Origin of the sequence: Paracoccus aminophilus JCM 7686 (assembly GCF_000444995.1) — a bacterium.
GTDB lineage: Bacteria > Pseudomonadota > Alphaproteobacteria > Rhodobacterales > Rhodobacteraceae > Paracoccus > Paracoccus aminophilus.
This window is the reverse complement of the sequence record NC_022041.1, coordinates 2801677-2824267: the sequence shown is the minus strand read 5'-3', so window position 1 is coordinate 2824267 and position 22591 is coordinate 2801677. Positions and strand designations below refer to the sequence as shown.

Sequence of the window (22591 nt, the reverse complement as noted above, 5' to 3'; positions counted from 1 at the left end):
CAGGCCATAAGGGACAGCGCAGGCGGGCAGGGGCCCGCGGCGAGATCAGGGAACCGCGATCAGATCCGAAAGCTCGCTTAGGTCGATCTCGTCGAAGGGGAAATCAGCCGGGTTCTCGCCAAAGAGCGCACAGAGCCAGTCGCGCAGGATGCGACAGCAATCGTGGCGGTCATAGGCCTCTTCCATCACCAGCCCCATCCACAACCCGTCGATCAGCTGGGTATAAATCAGCGTCGTCGTGTCGAGATCGAAGGCCACCTCGCGCTCTGTCGCCGCACGCTCGAGCCGCCGCCGGATCGAGCGGCGATAGCGCCCCCAAAGATCGCGGTGGATGCCCAGCAGATCGGGCTGCATCTGGGCGTAAGACCAGAAGTGCAGCCAGACCTCGCGGTAATGCTGATCGCGCAGGAAGGGCACCAAAGCCGAATAGAGCAGCTTGCGGAAGGCGTCTTCCCCGGCCTGCGAGACCACGGCGATGTGGAAATCCTCGAGCGAGCGGATGAGATAGCGGAAGGCTTCAAACAGAAGCTCGTCCTTGTTCTCGAAGTAATGGCTGATCAGCCCCCGCGACAGCCCGGATTCCGCGCTGATCGTCGAGATGGTCGAGTTCATGAAACCGTGCTTGCGGATAGAGCCAAGGGCCGCGAGGATCAGATCCTCCCGGCGTTTCTCCATTGTCATCAATCGCTTTTCGGCACGTTTCATCACTGCTATCCCTTATGGCAGAATGGTCTAGTTGCGATAGGAACGCAACGTATCGCGGGCGATGATGTCGCGGTGGATCTCGGAGGTGCCTTCCCAGATCCGCTCGATCCTTGCATCGCGCCAGAAGCGCTGGATTGGGAAATCCTCCATCATGCCCATGCCGCCGAAGATCTGGACGGCATTGTCGGCGACGCGGAAGACCATTTCCGAGCAGTAAAGGTTGACCATCGAGCTTTCGCGCCGGTCCATCTTGCCCTGCTCGATCTTCCAGGCGGCTTCCTTGACCATGAGATCGCCCAATTTGATATCGACCGCCATATCCGAGATCTTGAAGCCTGTGCCCTGAAACTCGCCGATGCTCTTGCCAAAGGCGCGCCGGTTCGCGGCCCAGTCGCAGGCCATGTCATAGATCCGCTCTGCCCGCCCGACGCAATGGGCCGAAAGGGCGACCCGACCCGCGTAGAGCCAGTCATTGGCGAAGTTGAAGCCCTCGCCTTCGCGGCCAAGGATCTTGTCATCGCCGACCCGGACATTGTCGAGATAGATCATATTCGGATTATAGCCGCGCGTGCAGATCGACTTCATCGGCTCGATGCGCACCCCGGGCGCATCGGCGTCGATCAGGAAGGCGGTGAAACGCTTCTGACGACCCTTGGGCGTCTCGTCATAGCCGGTCACCGCGATCAGGATGATGAAATCCGAAATATCGGCGTGCGAGATGAACTGTTTCACCCCGTTGATGATCCACTGCCCGCCGTCGCGCTCTGCCTTGGTGACGATGCCGCGCGCATCCGAACCCGCGCCGGGCTCTGTCAGGGCAAAGCAATCCTCTTTCTCGCCGCGGATGACCGGCATCAGGTAATCCTCGATCTGCTGGCCCTCGCATTTCAGGAGGATCTTGGTCGGGCGGCGCACCAGAAGCGCCAGCGGCGCCGAGGGCTTGCCCATGACGCGCTCGACCTGCATCAGCGTCTCGTAATCGAGCCCCGCGCCGCCCAGCTCCTCGGGCATGTTCATCGCGCCGAACCCAGCCGCGCGGGCCTTCTGGCGAATGTCCTGCGCGATCTCGGCCGGGACATGGCGCAGCTCTTCGACGAGCTTTTCATGGGGGTAAAGCTCGCGGGTGATGAAATCGGTGAGCGAGGTGACAATCGCATCCTGCTCGAAGCTCAGGCTGAAATCCATGATGGTTCTCCGTTACGCGCCGGTAAAGACGGGGGCGCGGCGCGCGTTGGCGGCGGCCAGCCCTTCGGCATGGTCTTGGGTCTTGCCGCAGATCTTGCCTGCGGCCTGTTCGGCGATCAGTTGATCGGCGAGCGAGCGGGTGAAGGATTGCTGCATCAGCGCCTTGGTCAGCCCGATCGCCACGGTCGGACCGCTGGCGAGCCTAGTTGCATAGGCGAGGGTTTCCTCCCAGAGCGTCTCGGGCGCGGTGACATGGCTGACCAGCCGGTTCTCGAAGGCCTGCTGGCCGTCCCAGACCTCGGTGCCATAGGCAAAACGCTTGGCGGTCTCGAGCCCCATGATGCGCGGCATCAGCCAGCTGCCCCCGCAATCGGGCGCATAGCCGACATTGAGGTAAGAGCAGATGAATTTCGCCCGGTGCGAGGCATAGCGAAAGTCACAGGCGAGCGCGATGTCGAGCCCCGCGCCGACCGCCGCCCCGTCGATCATGGCGATGGTGGGCTTCGGCATGTCATGGATCTGCTGGACAAGCTTCAGGCTTTCCTCAACCCAGTCGAGATCGGGATAGGGGTCGCGCCCTTCAAGCTTTTCCGCCCATTCATGGACATCCGCCCCGGCGGAAAAGGCGCGCCCGCGCCCGGTCAGGATGACGGCGCGGATGGTGGCATCCTCGGAGGCGGCGCGGATGGCGCGGCGCAATTCAAGCGTCAGGCCCATGCCAAGCGCATTGCGCGCCTCTGGCCGGTTCAGCGCGATGACGGCGACGGGGCCGTGGCGCTCGGTTTCGATGAAGCTGGTCATGGCAATCGTCCTTTGGGGCCGCGCGCTGCGGCCGGATGAAAGATCAGGGAATGGGGTCGGGCCCTGTGGGCGGGGCTCAGGCGCCGCGCCAACGGGGCGGGCGTTTTTCCAGGAAGGCGCGCGGGCCTTCGCGGGCATCTTCCGAGGCCCACATCGCGGCGTAAGTTTCAAAGCCGGGATCGCTGCGGCCGTGGATCATCATGCTCTCCTCGATCGGCATGTGCTCGATCGCGCGCAGCACCTCTTTCAGCGCCTGCTGGGCCAGAGGCGCGTCGCGCGCGAGCCGTTGCGCCAGATCCTGTGCCGCCTTTGCCAGTTCCGCGCGCGGCGTGACGGCGTAGGCAAGACCGTGGCGCAGGGCCTCGTCCGGGGTGATCGGATCGCCGGTCAGCAGTTTCGCCACGGCAAGGTTATAGGGCAGGCGGCGGGGCAGGCGCTGGATGCCGCCGCCATCAGCCATAATGCCGCGCTGCATTTCAGGCAGCTGAAGCCAGCTCTCCTCGGCCATGAGGATCAGATCGCAGGCGAGCACGATCTCGAACCCGCCCCCGACCGCCGGGGCCTCGATCACCGCAATCAGCGGCTTTTTCAGCGAGAACAGCGTCGAGATCCCGCCAAAGCCGCCCGGGCCGAAATCGCCAAGCTCCTCGCCCGCCTGCACCCGCGCATGTTCGGTGAAATCGAGCCCCGCCGAAAAGGCGCGGGCGCAGCCGCTGGTCAAGAGGCCGACACGGAAATCGGGGCTGTCTTGCAGGAAACTCGCGGCGCGACCGACCGCACGGCTCAGCGGGCGGCAAATCGCATTGACCGGACCCTTGACCATGCGGATTTCAAGAACCGCGCCATGGGCGTGCAGTTCGACATAGCCGGCGCATTCGGCATTCAGGGCGTCGATCATGCTTTAGGCTCCTTGCTGTGGCTGAGGATCTGGACCAGCACCGGCGGCAGGGTCGCGATCAGGATGAGCAGGGTCGAGACGGCGGCAATCGTCGGATCGACATCATCGCGCAATGTGGTGAACATGACCTTGGTCAGGGTCGCGGTGTCTCCGCCCGAGATGAAGACCGAGAGCACGACCTCGTCGAAAGCGATGATGAACGAGAGCAGCGCCGAGGCCGCGAGCGAGAGCTTGAGCTGCGGCAGCGTCACCGTGAGAAAGGCGGTCAAGCGGTTTGCCCCAAGGCTACGCGCGACCATTTCCTGCGCCATGTCATAGCTCTTCAGCCCGGCGCTCATGGTGATGATGACGAAGGGCAGGGTGACTAAAGTATTCGCCAGCACGAGCCCGGTCAGCGTGTTCAAAAGCCCCAGCCGCGCGAAGACGAAAAAGAGCCCGATTGCGAGCAGGATCGCCGGGATCATCAAGGGCGCGATCAGCACGCCCCGGATCGGGTTCTGCCCCGCGAACCGCCCGACATGTAAAGCATAGGCCGCCGCCGTGCCGATCGCGGTCGAGATCACCATGGTCGCAAAGGCCATGCGCAGCGAGACCCAGGTCGCGCTCAGCCATTTCTCCTGACCGAAGAAGTTCTCATACCAGCGGAGCGACCAGCCGGGCGGCGGGAAGGCCAGCGAATTGGCCGAGGTGAAGGACATCGGAATGACCACCAGCGTCGGCAGGACCAGAAAGATCAGGACCAGCGCGGTCAGGGCGTAAAGCCACAACCGGTTGCGATGGGGGATATGGCTTTCCATGGCTCAGACCTCGACTTTCAGGCGGCGCACGATCAGCCAGCTCGCGCCCAGAAATCCCGCGGTCAACACAAGCAGCACCACGGCCAGCGCCGCGGCAGGCCCCCATGTCGGGAACAGCGAGACCGATTGCTCGATGCGCTGGGCGATCATATTGACCTTGCCGCCGCCCAGAAGCGCGGGGGTGATGTAGAAGCCAAGGCACATCACGAAGACCATCATCGTCCCCGCGACCAGCCCCGGCATGGTCAGCGGCAGGAAGACGGTGAAGAAGGCGCGCGTCGGCCCCGCGCCCAGATTGGCCGCCGCCCGCGTGAGATTGCAGTCAATGCTGCGCAGCGAGGCGAAGAGCGGCAGGATCAGGAAGGGCAGCATGACATGAACCATGCCGATCACTGTCCCGGTCATATTGTTGACCAGCATCAAGGGCTTCGAGATCAGGCCAAGGTCTTGCAGCAGCGTGTTCACCACGCCGCGCCGTTGCAGCAAAACCAGCCAGGCATAGGTGCGCACCAGAAGCGAGGTCCAGAACGGCACCAGCACCAGAAGCATGACGAGGCGCGACCAGCGCTCGGGCAGGATCGCCATGACATAGGCGACCGGATAGCCCAATCCCACGCAAAGCGCGGTGACCAGAAGCGCGATTTTGAACGTGGTCACGAAAATCGCGACATAGGCGCCATCGGTCCAGATCCGGCTGTAATTCTCGACGGAAAGCCCTCCGTCAGCGCCGACGAAGGAAAGCGAGAAGAGCCAACCGACCGGCACCAGCATCAAGACGCCCGCCACGATCAGCGCAGGCAGCGTCAGCGCCAGCATCATGCGGTTTTCGCGCCGCCGCTCCTGCGCGAGATCCGCGCTGTTGTCGCCAAGCAGACCGGGGGCGAGGGCGCGCGCGCTCATGCCTCTGCCCCGGCCTGCGCGACAAGGCGCGTGTCATCGCGATGCAGCAACAGATCGACGCTTGCGCCGCGCGGCGGGCAAGAGCGTGCCTCTCCCGCGCGGTTCGGTAGGCGCAAGAGCACCCGCCCGCCGTCGAGCGCCACGTCGAGCAGCAGGCTCTCGCCCTGATAGACGACCTCCTCGATGCGGCCGCGAAAGCGGTTGAGATCGGGCTCGGGGGTGGCGCTGTCCACAGGGCGCAGGCGCAATTGTTCGGGGCGCAGCATCAACAGTGCCGCGTCGCCCTCTGCCGAAGTATCCGCAGGCAGGTGCAGGGGCTGGCCGGCATGGCTCCAGCCCTCGGCGGTGCGCTTGACCGGCAGGAAGGAGGATTCGCCAATGAATTCCGCGACAAAGCGCGATTGCGGCTTTTCGTAAAGATCCGAGGGCGCCGCGATCTGCGCGAGCTTGCCCTTGGCGAAAACCGCGATCCGGTCGGACATGGTCAGCGCCTCGCGCTGGTCATGGGTCACCGAGATCGTGGTCATCCCGAGCCGGTCGTGAATGCGACGGATCTCGATCTGCATCGATTCGCGCAATTGCTTGTCGAGCGCGGACAGTGGCTCATCCATCAGAAGGATGCGCGGCTCGAAGACAATGGCGCGGGCCAAGGCGATGCGCTGGCGCTGGCCGCCCGAGAGCTGGCTGATGCGGCGGCTTTCAAGCCCGGCGAGCTGCACGAGATCGAGCGCACGCCGCGCGCAGTCCTCACGCTCGGCCCGGCCGACGCCGCGCAGCTTCAGCGGATAGGCGATATTCTCGCCGACACTCATATGGGGAAAGAGCGCGTAATTCTGAAAAACCATGCCGATGTTGCGTTTATGCGGCGGCAGATGGACGATTTCCTGCCCGGCAATGCGGATCGAGCCCGCGCTTGGACGACTAAACCCCGCGATCATCATCAGAAGCGTGGTCTTGCCCGAGCCCGAGGGGCCAAGCAGGGTCAGGAACTCACCCGGGGCGACATCGAAGCTCACGTCATCGACGGCGCGGACGGCGCCGTAATGCTTGGAGAGCGCCGTGATCGTGACGGGCAGAGCGGTCGCAGAAGGCACGGTCATCGAAAGCCTCTCGATGAAGGGACGGGGATCGAAGCGGGACGGATGGGGAACCGGGCAGGCGGGGCGGCAGATGCCGCCCCAACTTCGGTCATGCCCCGGTCATTGCAGGAAAGCGTTCCAGCGTTCCTGAAGCTTCTGGCCATGTTCGGCCCAATAGGCCGAGTTGATCATCACCTGTTTCGGGCGGTTCTCATCCGAGGTGATGATGCGCGCGGCCTCTTCCGGGGTGATCTTTCCGGACTTGAAGGCATCGGCATTCATCGGCCCATAGGGGATATATTTGGGCAGATTGGCCTGATAATCGGGCGAGAGCATCAGGTTCACCAGCTTCATCGCGCCTTCGGGATTGGGCGAGCCCTTGGGGATCACCAGACATTCGACATCCATGATGCCCTGATTGAGTGTATAATCGTAGGGCGCGCCTTCCTTGATCGCAGCCTCAATCCGCGCGGCCCAGATCGTCAGCATGTCGGATTCGCCGCTGGTCGCAAGCTGGGTCGCCTGCGAGCCCGAGCTCCACCAAACATCGACATGGGGCTTGAAGGCGTCGAGCTTCTTGAAGGCGCGCTCGACATCGAGCGGATAAAGCTGATCGGGGGCGACGCCATCGGCCATGAGTGCCGCTTCAAGATTGGTCTGCCCGCTATAGGCCGACATCGCCCGGGTGCCGGGGAAGTTCTCGGTGTCGAAAAAGTCCTTCCAGTCCTTCGGAGGGTGATCGCCATAAACATCCTTGTTCCAGGCGATGACGGTCGAATAAGCGGTGAAGCCGACCCATTCCTTGCCCTGCAGCTCTTTCGGCACGCCCGCCGCATTGGTCAGCTTCCCGTAATCAAGCGCCACGAGCAGACCCTCATCGGCCGCCTGCTGGCACTGGCCGCCGTAAAGCTCGACCACGTCGAGATCATTGGCGCCGCCTTTCACGCGGGTGCGGACCTCGGTGATCCCGGCCGAGATCGCGCTATCCTTGATCTTCATGCCGGTGTCCTTCTCGATCGGATCGAGAATGGCCTTGCGCACCGCCTCCTGATAGGCGCCGCCGTAGGATGCATAGGTCACGACATCCTCGGCGAAGGCCGGACAGGTCGTCAGCAAAAGCCCCGCAATGCAGCGGGTCAGCACTCTCTTCATCATTCCTCCCTTGCCGCGAGGCCCTCCCAAGCCCGGATACGGCATATGCCCAGATAAAGAATATTGGATAGTCGTCCAACGAAATGGGCCGAGCTGTCAACAGAAAATCTGGATGGACGTTCAACAAATTTATGGCTAGCAATTTTTCAGGCGATGCGAGGGTTGGCACGGCGCGGGCCCTCGGCCTAGGCTGGGCATCGCCCGCGACCCCGGACAGGAGGAAATCATGCAAGATCAAAGCCCAGAGCCCAATCATGATCCGGCGATGACCGGAGCAGAGGCTCTGGTTCACACGCTTCTGGCTTCGGAGGTCACGACCTGTTTTGCCAATCCCGGCACCAGCGAGATGCATTTCGTCGCCGCGCTGGATCGGATTCCGGGCATCGCCTGCGTGCTCGGCTTGCAGGAAAACGTCGTCACCGGAATGGCGGATGGCTATTTCCGCATCACCGGCAAACCGGCCGCGACCCTGTTGCATTGCGGGCCGGGGCTCGCCAATGGGATCGCAAACCTCCACAACGCGCGCCGCGCCGGGGCTGGCGTGGTCAATGTCGTCGGCGATCATGCGATCGCGCATGTGCCCTTCGACAGCCCGCTGACCGCCGATGTCGCGGCGCTCGCCGGAGCCTGTTCGCAATGGTATGCCTATTCGACCGCGCCCGAGCGGATCGGCCCGGATGCCGCGCGTGCCGTGCAGGCGGCAGGCGCAGGTTACGGCCAGATCGCGACGCTGGTCTTGCCCGCCGATGTGTCCTGGGGCGAGGGCGGCCAGATCGGCGCGCCGCTGCCCGCGATTGCCGCCTTGCCGGTCGTGCCGAGCCAGATCGACCATGCCGCGGGCCGCATCCGGCAAGGCGGTCGCACCATCATGATCCTTGGCACCCCCGCGCTGAGCGACGCGGCCCAGCCCTTGCTCGCCGGGCTCAAGGCCGCCGGGATCGAGCTGATGGCAAGCCCGCTGGTCGCCAATCAACCGATGGGACGTGGGCGCATGGCGATCCCGCGCGTGCCCTATGTGGTCGAGGTGGCGATGGCCGCGCTTGCGCCCTTTGACACGGTCATTTTGGTGAACTGTCCGCCGCCGACCGCGTTTTTCCTCTATCCGGGCCGCCCGAGTCTGGTGATGCGCGCGGATGCCGAGGTAATCACGCTGTCACGCGGCGATCAGGACGCGCTCGCCGGGCTCAAGGGGCTGATGGCTTCGCTTGGCATTGCGCCCGCGACCCCGCCCGCCGCCGCCCCGCGCGAAAAGATCGCGATGACCGGCCCGATCGAGCCCGAGGGTTTTGCCGAAGTCGTTTGCGATCTGCTGCCCGATCAGTCGATTGTCATCGACGAGGCGCTGACCCTCGGCGGTGGTTTTCCGGCGCGTCTGCCTGCGGCGGCGCCCTGCAATTGGCTGCCTTTGGTCGGCGGCGCGATTGGCGAGGGCCTGCCGATGGCGACCGGCGCGGCAATTGGCGCGCGCGAGCAAGGCGAGGGCCATCGCCGCGTCATCGACATTCAGGCCGATGGCTCGGCCGCCTATACGCTGCAGGCGCTGTGGACGCAGGCGCGCGAGAACCTGCCCTGCACGACGCTGCTGCTCAACAACCGCAAATATGCGATCCTCTTGGGCGAATATGCCAAGGTTGGGGCCAATCCCGGTCAGACCGCCTTCGATATGCTGTCGCTGGATCGCCCGGCCATCGATTGGGCGGGGCTTGCGCAATCCTTCGGGGTGCGGGGCGTCGCGGTCGAAACGCTCGAGGCGCTTCATGCCGCGCTGGCGGAAGCCTTGGCCCATGACGGGCCAATGCTGATTGATGTGCGGTTTGCCTGAGCTGCGGTGGGTGCGCTGAAGCGCACCCTACCCAAAGCTTACCCGAGATCGCGCAGCAGCATGGCCTCGTCGAGCTCGATCACCGTCGGGCCGGCGCGGCGCGCGGCGGCGTGCAGCAGATCGGGCAAAGCCGCAAGGGCTTCGGGCTTTTCCACCACGCAGCCAAAGCCTTGGGCGAGCAGTTGGAAATCCGGGGTCCAGATATCGACGCCCTCGGGCTGGACATCCATGTCGATCATCGCGGTCTTGATCTCGCGATAGCCCGAATTGTTCCACAGAAGGACGATCACCGGCAGGTCGAGCTCGCGCGCGGCGGCAAGCTCGCCGATGGTGAACTGGATCCCGCCATCGCCGATCAGCGAGATCACCGGCCCCTTGACCGCCAGCGCCGCGCCCGAAGCTGCGGGCAGGCCATAGCCGAGCGTGCCAAAGCCCGAGGCCGAGCAGAAGAAATGGCGCGGCGCGGGCGCGGCATAGTCAAGCTGAGCACCATAGACCGGCTGGGTCGAATCGCCGACAATCGGCACCTCGGGCAGCGTGTCGCGGATGAAGTCCACAAGTTTCGCGCCGACCTGCAAAACCTCCGAGAGCTCGGCCCGCGCCTTGGCGCTGACCGTCGCCAGATCGCTGTGATCGCGTGCCGGGGCGGTGGCCACCAGATCAACCAGCCCGGCCAGCGAGGCTTTCGCGCCGCCGACCAGCACCAGATCGGGGGCAAAGCCGCGCATGGTCTGCTCGGGGTCGATATCCAGCCGGATCAACTTGGCGGCGAGTTTCGGATAGCCCGTGACATACATGTCGTAATCGGTCGGGCCGCATTCGGTGCCGACCGCAAGAATGCAATCGGCGCGCGCCATGACCTCGCGCACTGCCGCTGTCGAGGCGCTCGCATTGATTGCAAGCGGATGGCCGAGCGGCAAAAGCCCGCGCCCGTTCACCGTCATCACCACCGGCGCCGAGAGCTTTTCGGCCAGCGCGCGCAGCTCATCTGCCGCGTCAATCGCACCGCCACCGGCAAGGATCAGCGGCGTTTTGGCTGCATCGAGCAGCTCGGTCGCGCGTTTGAGCGAGGCGGGCGCGGCCATCGGCGCGAGCGGCAGCGCCTCGGGGTTGAGGCGCGGCAAATGGCTCGCATCGAGGCCCATGACATCCATCGGGATCTCGATATGGACCGGACGCGGACGCGCCGAGCGGAAGAGCGCGAAGGCCCGCGACAGCGCGCGCGGCAGATCCTCGGGCGTCAGCACGGTCTGGCTGAAGGCCGCGACCTCGCGGGCAAAGGCCTGCTGGTTCGGCAGCTCGTGCAGCCAACCCTCGCCCGAATTCATCCGCCCGCGCGAATTGACCGAGGAGATCACCAGCATCGGGATCGAATCGGCATAGGCCTGTGCCATCGCCGTCGCGATATTCGTCAGCCCCGGCCCGGTGATGGTGAAGCAGACCCCGACCCGACCCGAGGCGCGGGCATAGCCATCCGCCATGAAGCCCGCGCCCTGTTCGTGGCGGGGGGTGACGTGGCGGATGCCGCTGTTGGGCAGGCTGCGATAAAGCTCGACCGTATGCACGCCCGGGATGCCGAAGACGGTATCCGTGCCATAGGCGGCAAGGCTTTCCAGAAGATATTTGGCGACAGTTTTCACGTCAGAATCCTTTCGCATCGGCCTCGGCGGAATCAGTCGGGTGAGATCCGTCCGGGAATGCGGTCAAAATCGGAAGGAGAAGGGGCTTAGCGCCCCTTCCAGACCGGATCGCGCTTTTCGACGGCGGCGCGCGGACCTTCGAGCGCGTCTTCGCTGTCGATGAGCCGCTGGAAGGCCGGAAACTCGCCCGCGCGCATCGCGGCATAGCTTTCGCGCAGGTTCATCTTTTCGGCCAGACGCACGGTCTCCTTGGCGGCCTCGACCGAAAGCGGGGCCGAGCGTAGGATGCGCTGTGCAAGCGCCCGCGCCGCCTCGAGCGCCTGACCTTTCGGGACGACCTGATTGGCGATGCCCCAGCGCAAGAGATCGGCGGGCTCCAAGGTCAGGCCGCCGTAAAGCACCTCATTGGCGATGACCTTGGGTAGCATTTTCGGCAAAAGGAACGAGCCCACATCGGGCAGAACCCCAAGCGTGGTTTCCGGCAACCAGCATTGCGCGTTCTCTGCGGCGATGACGAAATCGGCCGAGAGCAGGATCTCGAACCCGGCGCCGATGGCATAGCCATTGACCGCGCAGATGATCGGCTTGTTCAGGCCTTCGAGCTCGGAAAAGCCATAGACCCCGCCGACGCCATAATCGGCGACATAGCCCGAGCCGCCCGCATCGGCGGCCTCATTGAGATCCCAACCGGCCGAGAAGAACTTGTCTCCGCCGCCGGTGAAGATCGCCACGCGCAATTCGGGATCGTCGCGGAAAGCGGCGAAAACTTTGCCCAGTTCTTGGCTGGAAGGCTGGCCGATGGCATTCGCCTTGGGCCGGTCGAAGGTGATTTCGAGCACGGCCCCGTCACGGCGGGTTTTCACGATATCAGAGGTGGTGTCAGACATGGGAAACCTTTCTGGGACGCAGCAGCGCATCAACGGCGACAACGCTATTTTGCAGGATCATCAAGGGGTTGATGTCGAGTTCCTCGATCTCGTCGCCATGCGCGGCGGCATGGTCTGCAAGCCGGGCAATCGCGTCGATCGTGGCTTCGAGATCACCGCCGGGCTTGCCGCGATAGCCGTGCAGGATCGGCGCGATGCGCAGCGAGAGCAGCGCCTCGCGGATCTGATCGCGGCTTGCGGGCAGCAGAAGCGAGCGCGAATCCTTCAGAATCTCGACCAGAATCCCGCCCGCGCCGATGGTCAGGAAGAGCCCGAATTGCGGATCGCGGGACAGGCCGACGATCAGCTCGGCGACAACGCCCTGCGCCATTTCCTCGACAAGGAAGCGGCAGTTCAGATCAGCCATGCGCGCGGCGGCGGCTTCGACTTCGGCGGCGGTTTTCAGATTGACCGCGACCGCGCCCATTTCGGTCTTGTGGAGCAGGTGATCGCCCACGCCTTTCAAGACGACCGGGAAGCCGATTTCGGCGGCGGCAGCGGCGGTCTCTGCGGCGGTGTCGACCACCTTGCTCTTGGGCGTCGGGATGCCGATGGCGCGCAGAGCCTCTTTCGAGCGTGCCTCATCGAGCGCGGCCAAAGCCTCGCCTTCACCGGCCAAGGCCAGCGGCGCGGGCAGGGGGCGCGCCCAAGCGGCGCCAATGTCGGCGGCGTGACGCGCGGCGCGGATCGCGCTTTCCAGACCCATCAGCGGCGCGATGCCTGCGGCCATGACCTGATCGGTCAGCGCCTCGGGCAGGTTTTCGGGCAGGCTCGACACCAAAGCAAAGCGTTGTCCGCTCGCCTTACCTGCCGCCAGCGCCGCCTCAATCGCGGCATAGCTGCCATTGTCCTCGCAACGGTCGTCGCGCGGGATGTCGATCACTAGCATCGAAAGCCCATAGCCGCTTTCAAGGAAAGCCGCATAAGTCGCCTGCATCCGCGCGCCATCACCCCAGATGAAGGTGTGGTAATCGAGCGGGTTCGAGATCGTCACCATATCCGACAGCGTCGCCTTGACGCGCACGGCATCGGCCTCGGTCAGGGGGCGCAGATCCAGGCCATTGGCATCGGCGAGATCGCCAACCAGCGAGGCCTCGCCGCCCGAACAGCTCATCGAGCCGAGCGTCGCATCCGGCGAGGGGCCAAGGACGTGAAGAAGCTTCAGCGTCTCGACAAATTCGTCGAGCGAGCGGGCGCGCGCTACGCCCACGCGGGCAAAGAAGGCATCGGCCAAGGCATCCGCGCCCGAGAGCGAAGCGGTATGCGACATGGTCATCGCCTGCGCCGCAGCCGAGGTGCCGACCTTGATCGCAACGACGGGGATCTTCTTGGCGCGGGCCTTGGCAAAGACCGCCTCAAGTTTCGCCAGATCGTCAAAGCCCTCGATATGCAGACCAAGCGCTGTGACGCGCGGGTCGTCGAGCGCCGCATCAGCCAGACCTGACAGCCCGGTTTGCGCCTGATTGCCCGCCGTCAGCACATAGGCCAAAGGCAGGCCGCGCTTTTGCATGGTCAGGTTGATCGCGATATTCGAGCTTTGCGCGATGATCGCCACGCCGGTCTCGACCCGCTTGCCGCCATGCTGATCGGGCCACAAAAGCGCCCCGTCGAGATAGTTGATGAAGCCGTAGCAATTCGGACCCAGCACCGCCATCTCACCGGCATTGGCCAGAAGATCGCGGGTGCGCTCGGCCCCGTCGGCGACCTCGGCAAAGCCCGAGGCAAAGCAGACCGCCCCGCCCGCGCCGCGCGCAGAGAGATCGCGCACGACCTCGAGCGTTGCGTCGCGGTTCACGCCGATGAAGGTCGCATCCGGGGCCGAAGGCAGATCGGCCACAGATTTATAGCAGGGATAGCCCGCGATTTCGTCGCGCGTCGGGTGGACGGGCCAGAGCTCGCCCTCGAAGCCCATTCGCTTGCATTGCTTGATGACCGCGACCGACCAGCCGCCGCCGATCACGGCGATGGATTTCGGACGCAACAGGCGCGAGAGGTCGCGGCCCGGTTTTTGGATGATCTCGTCCTTCATCTCAGGCCCCCAGCGGACGCAGCAGATCGCGCGAGATGATGTGGCGCTGGATTTCCGAGGTGCCATCCCAGATGCGCTCGACGCGGGCATCGCGCCAGAAGCGCTCGATCGGGAAGTCGTCCATCAGCCCCATGCCGCCATAGACCTGAATGGCGCGGTCGGTGACGCGGGCGAGCATTTCGGACGCATAAACCTTGGCCGAGGCAATCTCGCGGTTGGCGGGCAGGCCCTGATCGAGACGCCATGCGGCGGCCAAGGTCAGCCAGTCGGCGGCGTCGATTTCCGTGATGCTGTCGGCGATCTGGAAGCCCACGCCCTGGAAGCGGCCGATTGGCTGGCCGAACTGCTTTCGCTGTGCGGCATAGTCGAGCATCATGTCAAAGACGCGGCGCGCGCGGCCAACGGCCATGGTCGCGACAGTGATGCGGGTGGCGTAAAGCCAGTCGTTCATCACCTCGAAACCGCCGCCGACCTTGCCCAAAACCTGCGCATCGGGCAGGCGGCAATCCTCGAATTCAAGGATCATGTTCTTGTAGCCGCGATGGCTGACCGATTTATAGCCGTCGCGGATGGTGAAACCGGGGGTGCCGCGGTCAACGAGGAAGGTGGTGATCTGCTTTTTCACCATGCCATTGCCCGCGACTTCCTCGCCGGTCGCGACAAAGACGATGACGAAATCGGCATGTTCCGCGCCCGAGATGAAATGCTTGGTGCCATTGAGTACCCAGTCGCCGCCCTCGCGGCGCGCGGTGGTCTTCATGCCGCGCACGTCCGAACCGGCATCCGGCTCGGTCATGGCCAAAGCGTCCATGCGCTCGCCGCGCACAGCCGGATCGCGGTAGCGCGCGATTTGCTCGCCTTCGCAGGCCATCAGGATGTTTTGCGGACGGCCGAAGAAATGGGTCAAGGCCATCGAGCCACGGCCGAGCTCACGCTCAACCAGCGCGAAATCGACATGCGAGAGGCCGGGGCCACCGGCTTCCTCGGGGAAGTTCGAGGCGTAAAAGCCGAGATCGAGCACCTTTTTCTTGATCTCTTCCCCAAGCTCATGGGGGACATAGCCAAGGCGCTCGACCTCGGCTTCATGCGGATAGATCTCGTTTTCGACAAAGGTGCGGACCGTCGAAACGATCATGTCCTGTTCTTCGGTCAGGCCGAAATTCATCTGCTCTCTCCCTGTTGGGCGCAGGCGCCCCTCATGTTGTGGCGGGATGCAGGACGGCTCCTCTGCCGCCGCCGCGCCCCGTGAAAAGGTGGTCCGGCGCTCAGACGAGGGCGTCGGTCGCGTCGAGATCTTGGGACGCGCTCAGCGCATCGGCGTGGCGGGCAATGCGGTCGCAGGCCTCGGTCAAGGTCGCATCGGGCACGGTCAGGCTCAGGCGGACGAGGTTTTCGGCCTCGGCCCCGAAGGACGAGCCCGGCATCACCGAAACCAGCTGATCGCGCAGCAGCGTCTCGGCGAAGGCCTCGCCCGAGAGGCCGGTGCCCGCGACATCGAGCAGGATGAACATGCCCGCTTCGGGCGGCAGCGGCTGGAGCCCGCCGACATTGCCAAGACGCGCGGCAACCAATGCGGCGCGGCGGGCATATTGCTCGCGCATGATCGCGGCGGTCGGCACGTCGGAGCTGAGCGCATGGGCGGTCATATCGGCGATGAAGGGCTGGCCACCGAACAGCATCGATTCCGACAGCGGCAGCACGCGCTCGCAGAATTCGGCAGGCCCGACCGCCCAGCCCGAGCGAAAGCCCGGCGCGGCATGGGATTTCGAGATCGACGAGACGACGACCGTGCGTTCGGCCAGTTCCGGCAGATCAAGCGGCGAGGCGAATTCCGCGCCGAAGGTCAGCTGTTCATAGACCTCATCCGAGACGATCCAGAGGTCATGCTTGCGGCAGACCTCGCCAATCGCACGGATCTCGTCGAGCGTCAGCACCGCGCCCGACGGGTTATGCGGCGAGTTCAACAACAGCGCGCGGCAGCCGGGGGTGATCGCGGCCTCAAGGTCTTCGGCGGTCAGGTGGAAGCGGTTTTCCTTGCGCAGCTTGACCGGAACGATCTCTGCGCCGGGCGCGCGCACGACGCTTTCATAGGTCGCGTAATAGGGATCGGGCACCAGAACCTTGTCGCCCGCCTCGACCAGCCCCATGAAGACCGCATAAAGCGCGGTCTGGGTGCCGGGGAAGCAGAGCAGGTTTTCCGAGCCGATCGCGCGGCCGCTGCGGGCGGTGTATTTGGCGGAAAGCGCGGCCAGAACCGAGGGCTCGCCGCGCCCGTTCGAATAGCGCGTCCGGCCCTGCCGCATCGCATCGGCGCAGATCTCGATCAGACCGGTATCGGGGGGCAGATCCGGCTCGCCAATGGTCAGCTCGATGACCGGCTGGCCCTGACGCACCATTTCCCGCCCGCGCAGATGCAGGTCCCATTTGTCAGAGCCAAGATTGGCAAGGCGATCGGTGACGGAAGCGTAGCGCATGGTTATTCCCTTTCCGCAATGCGGGGCAGTGTCGTGCCGAGCAAAGCCTCGGCGGTCTCGAGACCAAGCTCGACGTAATCTTCGGGGCAACGGTCCTCTTTATAGAGGCAGCCCTCAAGCCACAGCCCGTCGAGCACCGCATTGAGCGCAATCGCCAGCCGCTCGCGGCGCCGATCGGGCAGGGCGCGGTTTTCCGCGGCCATGATGGCGGCGATCATCGGTTCCAGCGCGCTGCGATAGGGCAAATGGCCGTCGTCATGGATCCGCGCCATTTCGGGATCGACATTGACCTGCGCGATAAAGGCCGCCCAGAGCGAAAACACCCGGGGATCAGCGACCGCGCCGCCGATGCTGGCACGCACGAAGCGGGCAAGACGCTCATGTGGCTCCATCTCGGGGGCGTCGATGATCGCGCGTCCGGGCGCGGTGATCATCTCGACCGTCTCGCGGTAGGCGGCGAGGATCATGTTTTCCTTCGAGGCGAAATGATGGCGGATCAAGCCGTTGCTGACCCCGGCATAAGTCGCGACCGCACGCACCGTCGTGCCCTGGATGCCCTTGTCCGCAATGCAGTCGAGCGTCGCGCGGATCAGCTCGGCGCGGCGGTCGAAATCCTGCATACGGCGGAAGGTTGTTGCCATGCGGGGCCTGATTCCTGTCTGTGACCGGCCCTGAAAGCGGGGTCTTGCCCCCGCTTGCCGGAAACGCTTAGTGATTCTTGATCGTTCAACGTCAAACTATGCAAGTGAATAACAATTATTCAAGAGTATAGTTTTTGAAATGATCGGTTATCTTCGGAGCATGTCTGTGGCGAAAGTGATTCGCGGCAGGCAGGAGGAAAGCGGCGGACAGGGACGGGAGACCCGGTCGGCCACAGCAAAAACTGAGGAGGGCTGCCTTTGGCAGAAGCGGCGAACGCAATCGAGGTCAGCAATCTGCACAAGCGTTTCGGCGCGCTTGAGGTGCTCAAGGGCGTCTCGCTCGAAGCGCGCAAGGGCGAGGTCATCGCGATCATCGGCGGGTCCGGCTCGGGGAAATCGACTTTCCTGCGCTGCATCAACCTGCTCGAGACCCCGACCTCGGGGCAGATCATGGTTCACGGCGAAACCATTGCGATGAAATCCGACCGCGCCGGCGGGCAGGTGCCCTCCGACCGCAAGCAGGTCGAGCGCATCCGCTCTCGCCTTGCCATGGTCTTTCAAAGCTTCAATCTCTGGCAGCACCGCACGGTTTTGCAAAACGTGATCGAGGCGCCGGTCCATGTCCTGGGCGTGCCGAAGGATCAGGCGATTGCCACGGCGGAAACCCTGCTGCGCCGCGTCGGCCTTTACGAGAAGCGCGACACCTATCCCGCCTTTCTCTCGGGCGGCCAGCAGCAGCGCGCGGCGATTGCCCGCGCCGTCGCCGTCGATCCCGAGGTGATGCTCTTTGACGAGCCGACCTCGGCGCTTGATCCCGAGCTGGTGGGCGAGGTGCTCAGCGTGATCGGCGATCTGGCCAAGGAAAACCGCACCATGATCCTCGTCACCCATGAGATGAAATTCGCGCGCAACGTCGCCGACCGCATCGTCTATTTCCACGGCGGGGTGATCGAAGAGCAGGGCACGCCGGAACAGATCTTCGATGCGCCGCGATCAGAGCGGCTCAAGCGGTTTATCCAATCGGCGCATTGATCCCGAAAACAGCCAAATAAAGACTGAAAAACAAAGTCCAACAGCAACAGGGGATATCATGAAAAAACTGCTCGCAACTTTGTCTGTCGCGGCTTTGGCGGGGCTGGCCAGCCTTGCTCCGGCGGCGGCGGCCCCTCTCAAGGTCGGCGTCGCGGCTGAACCCTATCCGCCTTTCACTTCGCCCGATGCCTCGGGCAAATGGAGCGGCTGGGAGATCGATTTCGCCGAAACCGTCTGCAAGAAGGCCGAGCTCGAATGCGTCATCACCCCGGTCGCCTGGGACGGGATCATTCCCGCGCTCAACACCGGCAAAATCGACATGATCATCTCGTCGATGTCGATCACGCCGGATCGCTCGAAGGTCATTGATTTCTCGGATCCCTATTATCGCTCGAATGCGGTGATCATCGGGCCGAAGGAACAGACCTTTGGCGCGACCCCGGAAGAGCTGAAAGGCAAGGTTTTGGGCGTTCAGGTCGGCACGATGCATATGGCCTATGCCCAGAAGCATTTCGCTCCGGCGGGCGTGACCCTGCGCGAATATCAGACCCAGGACGAGGCGAACAACGATCTCGTCGCGGGCCGGATTGATGCGACGCAGGCCGATGCCATTGCCATGCAGGATTTCCTGAAATCGCCGACGGGCGAAGCTTGCTGCGACGTCAAGGGCACCGTGCCCAATGATCCCGAGGTGATGAACACCGCTGCCGGGATCGGGCTGCGCAAAAGCGACACCGCGCTGAAAGAAAAGCTCAATGCCGCGATCAAGGGCATCCGCGAGGATGGCAGCTATGCGGCGTTCAACAAGAAATACTTCGATATCGACATCTTCGAATGATGTGACCGCCCCGCAGCGCAGGACGCTGCGGGGCTGCTCCTTTTGCGTTGGACCTCAGATTACGGGACGAATGTCATGAAGAATGTACTGACCGGCCTTTTCCTTGCGGCGAGCTGCAGCCTCGCAGGCCTGTCGGCCGCGGCGGCCGATCCGCTGAAGGTCGGGATCTCGGCCGAACCCTATCCGCCCTTCACCGTGCCCGATGCCTCGGGCAACTGGACCGGCTGGGAGGTCGATCTGGCCAAAGCGGTCTGCGCCGAGGCGAAACTCGATTGCGTGATCACGCCGGTCGCTTGGGACGGGATCATCCCGGCGCTGCAAAGCGGCAAGATCGACATGATCGTGTCTTCGATGTCGGTCACCGACGAGCGCAAGAAGGTCATCGATTTCTCGGACCCCTATTACCGCACCAATTCCGCAGTGATCGGGCTCAAGGATGAAAAGATCGAGGTGACGCCGGAAGGTCTTGCCGGCAAGGTCATCGGCGCGCAGGTCGGCACCCGCCATCTGCGCTATGCGCAGGCCCATTTCGAAACCGCCGGTGCGACGGTGCGCGAGTATCAGACCCAGGACGAGGCCAACAGCGATCTCGCTGCGGGCCGGATTGATGCGGTCGAGGCCGATGAGGTCGCCATGCGCGCCTTTGTCGCCAGCGATGCGGGCAAGGACTGCTGCGATTTCAAAGGCGTTGTCGCGGATGATCCGGATATTCTCGGCATCGGCTCGGCGATTGGCGTGCGCAAGACCGACACTGAACTGCGCGATAAGCTCTCGGCGGCGATCCACGCGATCCGCGACAACGGGACCTATCAAGAGTTCAGCAAGAAATACTTCGATTTCGACATCTACGGCAGGTGATTTCTTGCCCGAAGCTGGCGCGGGAGAACCTGCCCGCGCCAAAATCAGAATGCCAAATTACGGGATGCCACATTCATGGCGATAAACTGGGGACTTCTCGCGCTTGACCCGCCGGGCTGGGGAGGCGCGCTTCTGGCGGGCTTTCTCAACTCGATCGAGATCGCTGTCGGCGGCTATGCGCTTGGCATCCTGATCGGGATCTTCGGCGCGATGGGCAAGCTTTACGGCGGGCCGGTCATTCGCGATCTGCTGGAAGTCTATACGACGGTCGTGCGCGCCGTGCCCGAGCTCGTGCTGATCCTGATCCTCTATTACGCGGGCACCGATCTGCTCAATCAGGTCATGGCGCTGCTGGGACAGGGGCCGGTCGATATTTCGGGGCTCGCCGCCGGGATCTTCGTCATCGGTGTGGTGCAGGGCGCCTATTCAACCGAGGTCATGCGCGGCGCGATCAAATCCATCGCGCCCGGCCAGATCGAGGCGGCGCGCGCCTATGGCATGTCGCCCGGCAAGGTGCTGCGGCGCGTGACTTTGCCTGCGATGCTGCCCTTCGCCATTCCGGGGCTTGCCAACCTCTGGTTGATCGCGACCAAGGACACCGCGCTTCTGGCTGTCGTCGGCTTCTCCGAGCTGACGCTGGTCACGCGGCAGGCGGCGGGCGCGACCAAGCATTACCTGACCTTCTTCCTCGCGGCGGGGATGCTTTATCTGCTGCTGACGCTGGTCTCGACGGTGATCATCCGCATGATTGAACGGCGCGCACGGCGCGGCATTGCGGAGGCGCGCGCATGAGCGATCTCGACCCCCGCGCGGTCACCGCGCCCGACATTCCCGCCCATGTCGCCCCGAACGAGCGCTGGCTGAAACCCCATCGCATCGTGCTGATTGCGATTGCCGCTTTGGGCTTTGCACTGGCGGTCTGGTATGGCCGCTGGGACTGGCTCAAGGATTATCAGGGGCTGATGTGGCATGGGCTCTGGGTGACACTGGCCATGCTGTTTTCGACCGTCGCGCTTGGCTTTGTGCTCGCGGTACCGATCGGGCTGGTGCAGGTCACCGGGCCGTGGTGGCTGGCCGCGCCCGCCAAGGCCTTCTGCACGGTCATCCGCGGCACGCCGCTGCTCTTGCAGCTTTGGCTGCTCTATTACGGGCTCGGCTCGCTCTTTCCGATGATCCCGGGGCTGCGCAGCTCGTTCCTTTGGCCCTATCTGCGCGAGGCCTGGCCCTATGGCGTCGCCGCCCTGACGATCTCCTTCGCCGCCTATGAGGCCGAGGTCATGCGCGGTGCCTTCGCCGGCGTGCCTCCGGGAGAGCTGCAGGCAGGCCGTGCCTTCGGGATGAGCCGCTGGAAGCTCTTCTGGCGCATCTGGCTGCCGCGTGCGCTCCATCGCGCGCTGCCGACGCTGAATGGCGAAACCGTGCTTCAGCTCAAATCGACGCCGCTGGTCGCGACGATCACCGTGGTCGATCTCTACGGGGTGATCTCGCGGGTGCGCTCGAACACGCTGCTGACCTATGAGCCGCTGCTCTTCCTTGGGCTCATCTATTTCCTGCTGACGGCGGTGCTCGTGCTGATCTTCCGCTATTTCGAAAACCGCATTCCGACCAGAGGTGTCTGACATGACATTCGTTTCGCCCAAGGACATCGTCGCGCTCGGGGATTTCATCGCCTTGCGCCAGGACCTCCACGCCCATCCCGAGCTCGGGCTGGAAGAAGAGCGGACCTCGGATGTCGTCGCGCGCGCGCTCGAAAGCTATGGCTATGAGGTCACGCGCGGGCTGGCGAAAACCGGGCTGGTCGGGACTTTGCGCTGCGGCACCGGCAACCGTGCCATCGGGCTGCGCGCCGATATCGACGCGCTGCCGATCACCGAGGAAACCGGCGCGGCCTATGCCTCGAAAACCCCGGGGCTGATGCATGCCTGCGGCCATGACGGCCATACCGCGACTTTGCTTGCGGCGGCGCGCACCTTGGCCGAGCGCCAGAATTTCGACGGCACCATCCATCTGATCTTCCAGCCCGCCGAGGAAAACTGGGGTGGGGCCAAGATCATGGTCGAAGAGGGGCTGTTTCAGAAATTCCCCTGCGACGCGGTCTTTGGCATGCACAATGACCCCTCGCTGCCCTTTGGTCAGTTCACCTTCCGCGATGGGCCGATTATGGCCGCGGTCGATGAATGCACGATCCGGGTGCATGGCAATGGCGGCCATGGCTCGACGCCTGAGCTCACCGCCGATCCGATCACGGCGGGCGCCTCGATCGTCATGGCGCTGCAAACCATTGTCTCGCGCAATATCGCGGCGCTTGATCCCGCCGTGGTGACGGTCGCGGCCTTCCATGGTGGCACGGTCTCGAACATCATCCCCTCGACCGCCGAAATCGTCGTCGGCATCCGCACCTTCAACCCCGAGGTCCGCGACGAGATTGAACGCCGCATCAAGCTGATCGCCGCGGCGCAGGCGGAAAGCTTCGGCATGACCGCGACCGTCGATTACAGCCGCAGCTATGACGCGACGATCAATCATCCCGAGGAAACCGCCTTCGCTCGCGATCTGTCGCGCGAGGTCTGGGGCGAGGACAAGACCGTCGATTTCGCCCGCCCGATGATGGGCAGCGAAGATTTCGCCTATATGCTGGTCGAGCGCCCGGGGACTTATTTCTTCCTCGGCACGGCGAAAGGGCCGAATGATCCGGGGCTCCATCACCCGAAATTCGACTTCAACGACGAGGCCCTCGGCGTCGGCGCGGCCTTCTGGGTCAATCTCGCCGAGCGCTATCTCTCGCGCGAGTGACACCGGACGGGCGGCCGGATT

The 22591-nt window shown here is 64.1% G+C and carries 21 protein-coding genes; 7 read left to right on the top strand and 14 right to left on the bottom strand.

The window, feature by feature from the left end; all coding sequences use genetic code 11:
* Positions 1-45: 45 nt before the first annotated feature.
* The 8 genes from JCM7686_RS23540 to JCM7686_RS13755 form a co-directional block, all read right to left on the bottom strand.
* Positions 46-705 (bottom strand): TetR family transcriptional regulator C-terminal domain-containing protein, encoded by a 660-nt coding sequence (locus tag JCM7686_RS23540; protein WP_020951425.1) that lies wholly within the window; start codon positions 703-705, stop codon positions 46-48.
* Positions 706-732: 27 nt separating this feature from the next.
* Positions 733-1890 (bottom strand): acyl-CoA dehydrogenase family protein, encoded by a 1158-nt coding sequence (locus JCM7686_RS13785; RefSeq protein ID WP_020951424.1) that lies wholly within the window; start codon positions 1888-1890, stop codon positions 733-735.
* Between the two features lie 12 nt (positions 1891-1902).
* On the bottom strand, positions 1903-2691 hold the full coding sequence (locus JCM7686_RS13780) for an enoyl-CoA hydratase/isomerase family protein (RefSeq protein WP_020951423.1): 789 nt from the start codon (positions 2689-2691) through the stop codon (positions 1903-1905).
* Positions 2692-2767: 76 nt separating this feature from the next.
* Entirely contained in the window at positions 2768-3589 is an 822-nt protein-coding gene (locus JCM7686_RS13775) for an enoyl-CoA hydratase-related protein (protein ID WP_020951422.1), read from the bottom strand.
* Complete coding sequence (locus tag JCM7686_RS13770; protein ID WP_020951421.1) at positions 3586-4386, bottom strand: ABC transporter permease; 801 nt, start codon at positions 4384-4386, stop codon at positions 3586-3588. The genes JCM7686_RS13775 and JCM7686_RS13770 overlap by 4 nt, the downstream gene beginning before the upstream one ends.
* Before the next feature lie 3 nt (positions 4387-4389).
* Positions 4390-5286 carry an ABC transporter permease gene (locus tag JCM7686_RS13765; RefSeq protein WP_020951420.1) on the bottom strand — a complete coding sequence of 299 codons (897 nt, stop codon included), beginning with the start codon at positions 5284-5286 and terminating at the stop codon, positions 4390-4392.
* Positions 5283-6386: an ABC transporter ATP-binding protein gene (locus JCM7686_RS13760; RefSeq protein WP_020951419.1), complete on the bottom strand. Its 1104-nt coding sequence runs from the start codon at positions 6384-6386 to the stop codon at positions 5283-5285. The genes JCM7686_RS13765 and JCM7686_RS13760 overlap by 4 nt, the downstream gene beginning before the upstream one ends.
* Positions 6387-6485: 99 nt before the next feature.
* Positions 6486-7517, bottom strand: coding sequence for an ABC transporter substrate-binding protein (locus tag JCM7686_RS13755; RefSeq protein ID WP_020951418.1), 1032 nt, complete (start codon positions 7515-7517; stop codon positions 6486-6488).
* Positions 7518-7743: 226 nt separating this feature from the next.
* Here JCM7686_RS13755 and JCM7686_RS13750 point away from each other — a divergent pair, with 226 nt between their 5' ends.
* Positions 7744-9339 carry an acetolactate synthase large subunit gene (locus JCM7686_RS13750; RefSeq protein WP_020951417.1) on the top strand — a complete coding sequence of 532 codons (1596 nt, stop codon included), beginning with the start codon at positions 7744-7746 and terminating at the stop codon, positions 9337-9339.
* Between the two features lie 38 nt (positions 9340-9377).
* On the opposite strand, the gene JCM7686_RS13745 is transcribed toward JCM7686_RS13750, so the two are convergent.
* The 6 genes from JCM7686_RS13745 to JCM7686_RS13720 form a co-directional block, all read right to left on the bottom strand.
* Positions 9378-10979, bottom strand: a complete 1602-nt coding sequence (locus JCM7686_RS13745) for a 5-guanidino-2-oxopentanoate decarboxylase (RefSeq protein ID WP_020951416.1) — start codon at positions 10977-10979, stop codon at positions 9378-9380.
* An 86-nt stretch (positions 10980-11065) separates the two neighbouring features.
* Complete coding sequence (locus JCM7686_RS13740; RefSeq protein WP_020951415.1) at positions 11066-11866, bottom strand: enoyl-CoA hydratase-related protein; 801 nt, start codon at positions 11864-11866, stop codon at positions 11066-11068.
* Positions 11859-13934, bottom strand: a complete 2076-nt coding sequence (locus JCM7686_RS13735; RefSeq protein WP_020951414.1) for an acetate--CoA ligase family protein — start codon at positions 13932-13934, stop codon at positions 11859-11861. The genes JCM7686_RS13740 and JCM7686_RS13735 overlap by 8 nt, the downstream gene beginning before the upstream one ends.
* 1 nt (position 13935) lies before the next feature.
* The gene (locus JCM7686_RS13730) at positions 13936-15099 is read right to left on the bottom strand and encodes an acyl-CoA dehydrogenase family protein (RefSeq protein WP_020951413.1); all 1164 of its coding nucleotides are present in this window, start codon (positions 15097-15099) and stop codon (positions 13936-13938) included.
* 100 nt (positions 15100-15199) lie between these two features.
* Positions 15200-16408: a pyridoxal phosphate-dependent aminotransferase gene (locus JCM7686_RS13725; RefSeq protein ID WP_020951412.1), complete on the bottom strand. Its 1209-nt coding sequence runs from the start codon at positions 16406-16408 to the stop codon at positions 15200-15202.
* A gap of 2 nt (positions 16409-16410) precedes the next feature.
* Positions 16411-17049 (bottom strand): TetR family transcriptional regulator C-terminal domain-containing protein, encoded by a 639-nt coding sequence (locus JCM7686_RS13720; RefSeq protein WP_020951411.1) that lies wholly within the window; start codon positions 17047-17049, stop codon positions 16411-16413.
* A 258-nt stretch (positions 17050-17307) separates the two neighbouring features.
* Here JCM7686_RS13720 and JCM7686_RS13715 point away from each other — a divergent pair, with 258 nt between their 5' ends.
* The 6 genes from JCM7686_RS13715 to JCM7686_RS13690 all read left to right on the top strand — a co-directional run bounded on the left by JCM7686_RS13715 (position 17308) and on the right by JCM7686_RS13690 (position 22570).
* A complete protein-coding gene (locus JCM7686_RS13715) occupies positions 17308-18081 on the top strand; it encodes an ABC transporter ATP-binding protein (RefSeq protein ID WP_020951410.1) in 774 nt (257 codons plus the stop codon).
* Between the two features lie 58 nt (positions 18082-18139).
* A complete protein-coding gene (locus JCM7686_RS13710) occupies positions 18140-18919 on the top strand; it encodes a transporter substrate-binding domain-containing protein (RefSeq protein ID WP_020951409.1) in 780 nt (259 codons plus the stop codon).
* A gap of 75 nt (positions 18920-18994) precedes the next feature.
* Entirely contained in the window at positions 18995-19777 is a 783-nt protein-coding gene (locus JCM7686_RS13705; RefSeq protein WP_020951408.1) for a transporter substrate-binding domain-containing protein, read from the top strand.
* 75 nt (positions 19778-19852) lie between these two features.
* Entirely contained in the window at positions 19853-20569 is a 717-nt protein-coding gene (locus JCM7686_RS13700; protein ID WP_020951407.1) for an ABC transporter permease, read from the top strand.
* Positions 20566-21396: an ABC transporter permease gene (locus tag JCM7686_RS13695; RefSeq protein ID WP_020951406.1), complete on the top strand. Its 831-nt coding sequence runs from the start codon at positions 20566-20568 to the stop codon at positions 21394-21396. Before JCM7686_RS13700 ends, JCM7686_RS13695 begins: the two co-directional genes overlap by 4 nt.
* A gap of 1 nt (position 21397) precedes the next feature.
* The gene (locus JCM7686_RS13690; protein WP_020951405.1) at positions 21398-22570 is read left to right on the top strand and encodes a M20 aminoacylase family protein; all 1173 of its coding nucleotides are present in this window, start codon (positions 21398-21400) and stop codon (positions 22568-22570) included.
* Positions 22571-22591 lie beyond the last annotated feature (21 nt).

What these genes read in the sequence shown, in the direction of transcription:
- JCM7686_RS23540 (WP_020951425.1), bottom strand. Translation starts at nt 705, where the DNA reads ATGAAACGTGCCGAAAAGCGATTGATGACAATGGAGAAACGCCGGGAG.
- JCM7686_RS13785 (WP_020951424.1), bottom strand. Translation starts at nt 1,890, where the DNA reads ATGGATTTCAGCCTGAGCTTCGAGCAGGATGCGATTGTCACCTCGCTC.
- JCM7686_RS13780 (WP_020951423.1), bottom strand. Translation starts at nt 2,691, where the DNA reads ATGACCAGCTTCATCGAAACCGAGCGCCACGGCCCCGTCGCCGTCATC.
- JCM7686_RS13775 (WP_020951422.1), bottom strand. Translation starts at nt 3,589, where the DNA reads ATGATCGACGCCCTGAATGCCGAATGCGCCGGCTATGTCGAACTGCAC.
- JCM7686_RS13770 (WP_020951421.1), bottom strand. Translation starts at nt 4,386, where the DNA reads ATGGAAAGCCATATCCCCCATCGCAACCGGTTGTGGCTTTACGCCCTG.
- JCM7686_RS13765 (WP_020951420.1), bottom strand. Translation starts at nt 5,286, where the DNA reads ATGAGCGCGCGCGCCCTCGCCCCCGGTCTGCTTGGCGACAACAGCGCG.
- JCM7686_RS13760 (WP_020951419.1), bottom strand. Translation starts at nt 6,386, where the DNA reads ATGACCGTGCCTTCTGCGACCGCTCTGCCCGTCACGATCACGGCGCTC.
- JCM7686_RS13755 (WP_020951418.1), bottom strand. Translation starts at nt 7,517, where the DNA reads ATGAAGAGAGTGCTGACCCGCTGCATTGCGGGGCTTTTGCTGACGACC.
- JCM7686_RS13750 (WP_020951417.1), top strand. Translation starts at nt 7,744, where the DNA reads ATGCAAGATCAAAGCCCAGAGCCCAATCATGATCCGGCGATGACCGGA.
- JCM7686_RS13740 (WP_020951415.1), bottom strand. Translation starts at nt 11,866, where the DNA reads ATGTCTGACACCACCTCTGATATCGTGAAAACCCGCCGTGACGGGGCC.
- JCM7686_RS13735 (WP_020951414.1), bottom strand. Translation starts at nt 13,934, where the DNA reads ATGAAGGACGAGATCATCCAAAAACCGGGCCGCGACCTCTCGCGCCTG.
- JCM7686_RS13730 (WP_020951413.1), bottom strand. Translation starts at nt 15,099, where the DNA reads ATGAATTTCGGCCTGACCGAAGAACAGGACATGATCGTTTCGACGGTC.
- JCM7686_RS13725 (WP_020951412.1), bottom strand. Translation starts at nt 16,408, where the DNA reads ATGCGCTACGCTTCCGTCACCGATCGCCTTGCCAATCTTGGCTCTGAC.
- JCM7686_RS13720 (WP_020951411.1), bottom strand. Translation starts at nt 17,049, where the DNA reads ATGGCAACAACCTTCCGCCGTATGCAGGATTTCGACCGCCGCGCCGAG.
- JCM7686_RS13710 (WP_020951409.1), top strand. Translation starts at nt 18,140, where the DNA reads ATGAAAAAACTGCTCGCAACTTTGTCTGTCGCGGCTTTGGCGGGGCTG.
- JCM7686_RS13705 (WP_020951408.1), top strand. Translation starts at nt 18,995, where the DNA reads ATGAAGAATGTACTGACCGGCCTTTTCCTTGCGGCGAGCTGCAGCCTC.
- JCM7686_RS13700 (WP_020951407.1), top strand. Translation starts at nt 19,853, where the DNA reads ATGGCGATAAACTGGGGACTTCTCGCGCTTGACCCGCCGGGCTGGGGA.
- JCM7686_RS13695 (WP_020951406.1), top strand. Translation starts at nt 20,566, where the DNA reads ATGAGCGATCTCGACCCCCGCGCGGTCACCGCGCCCGACATTCCCGCC.
- JCM7686_RS13690 (WP_020951405.1), top strand. Translation starts at nt 21,398, where the DNA reads ATGACATTCGTTTCGCCCAAGGACATCGTCGCGCTCGGGGATTTCATC.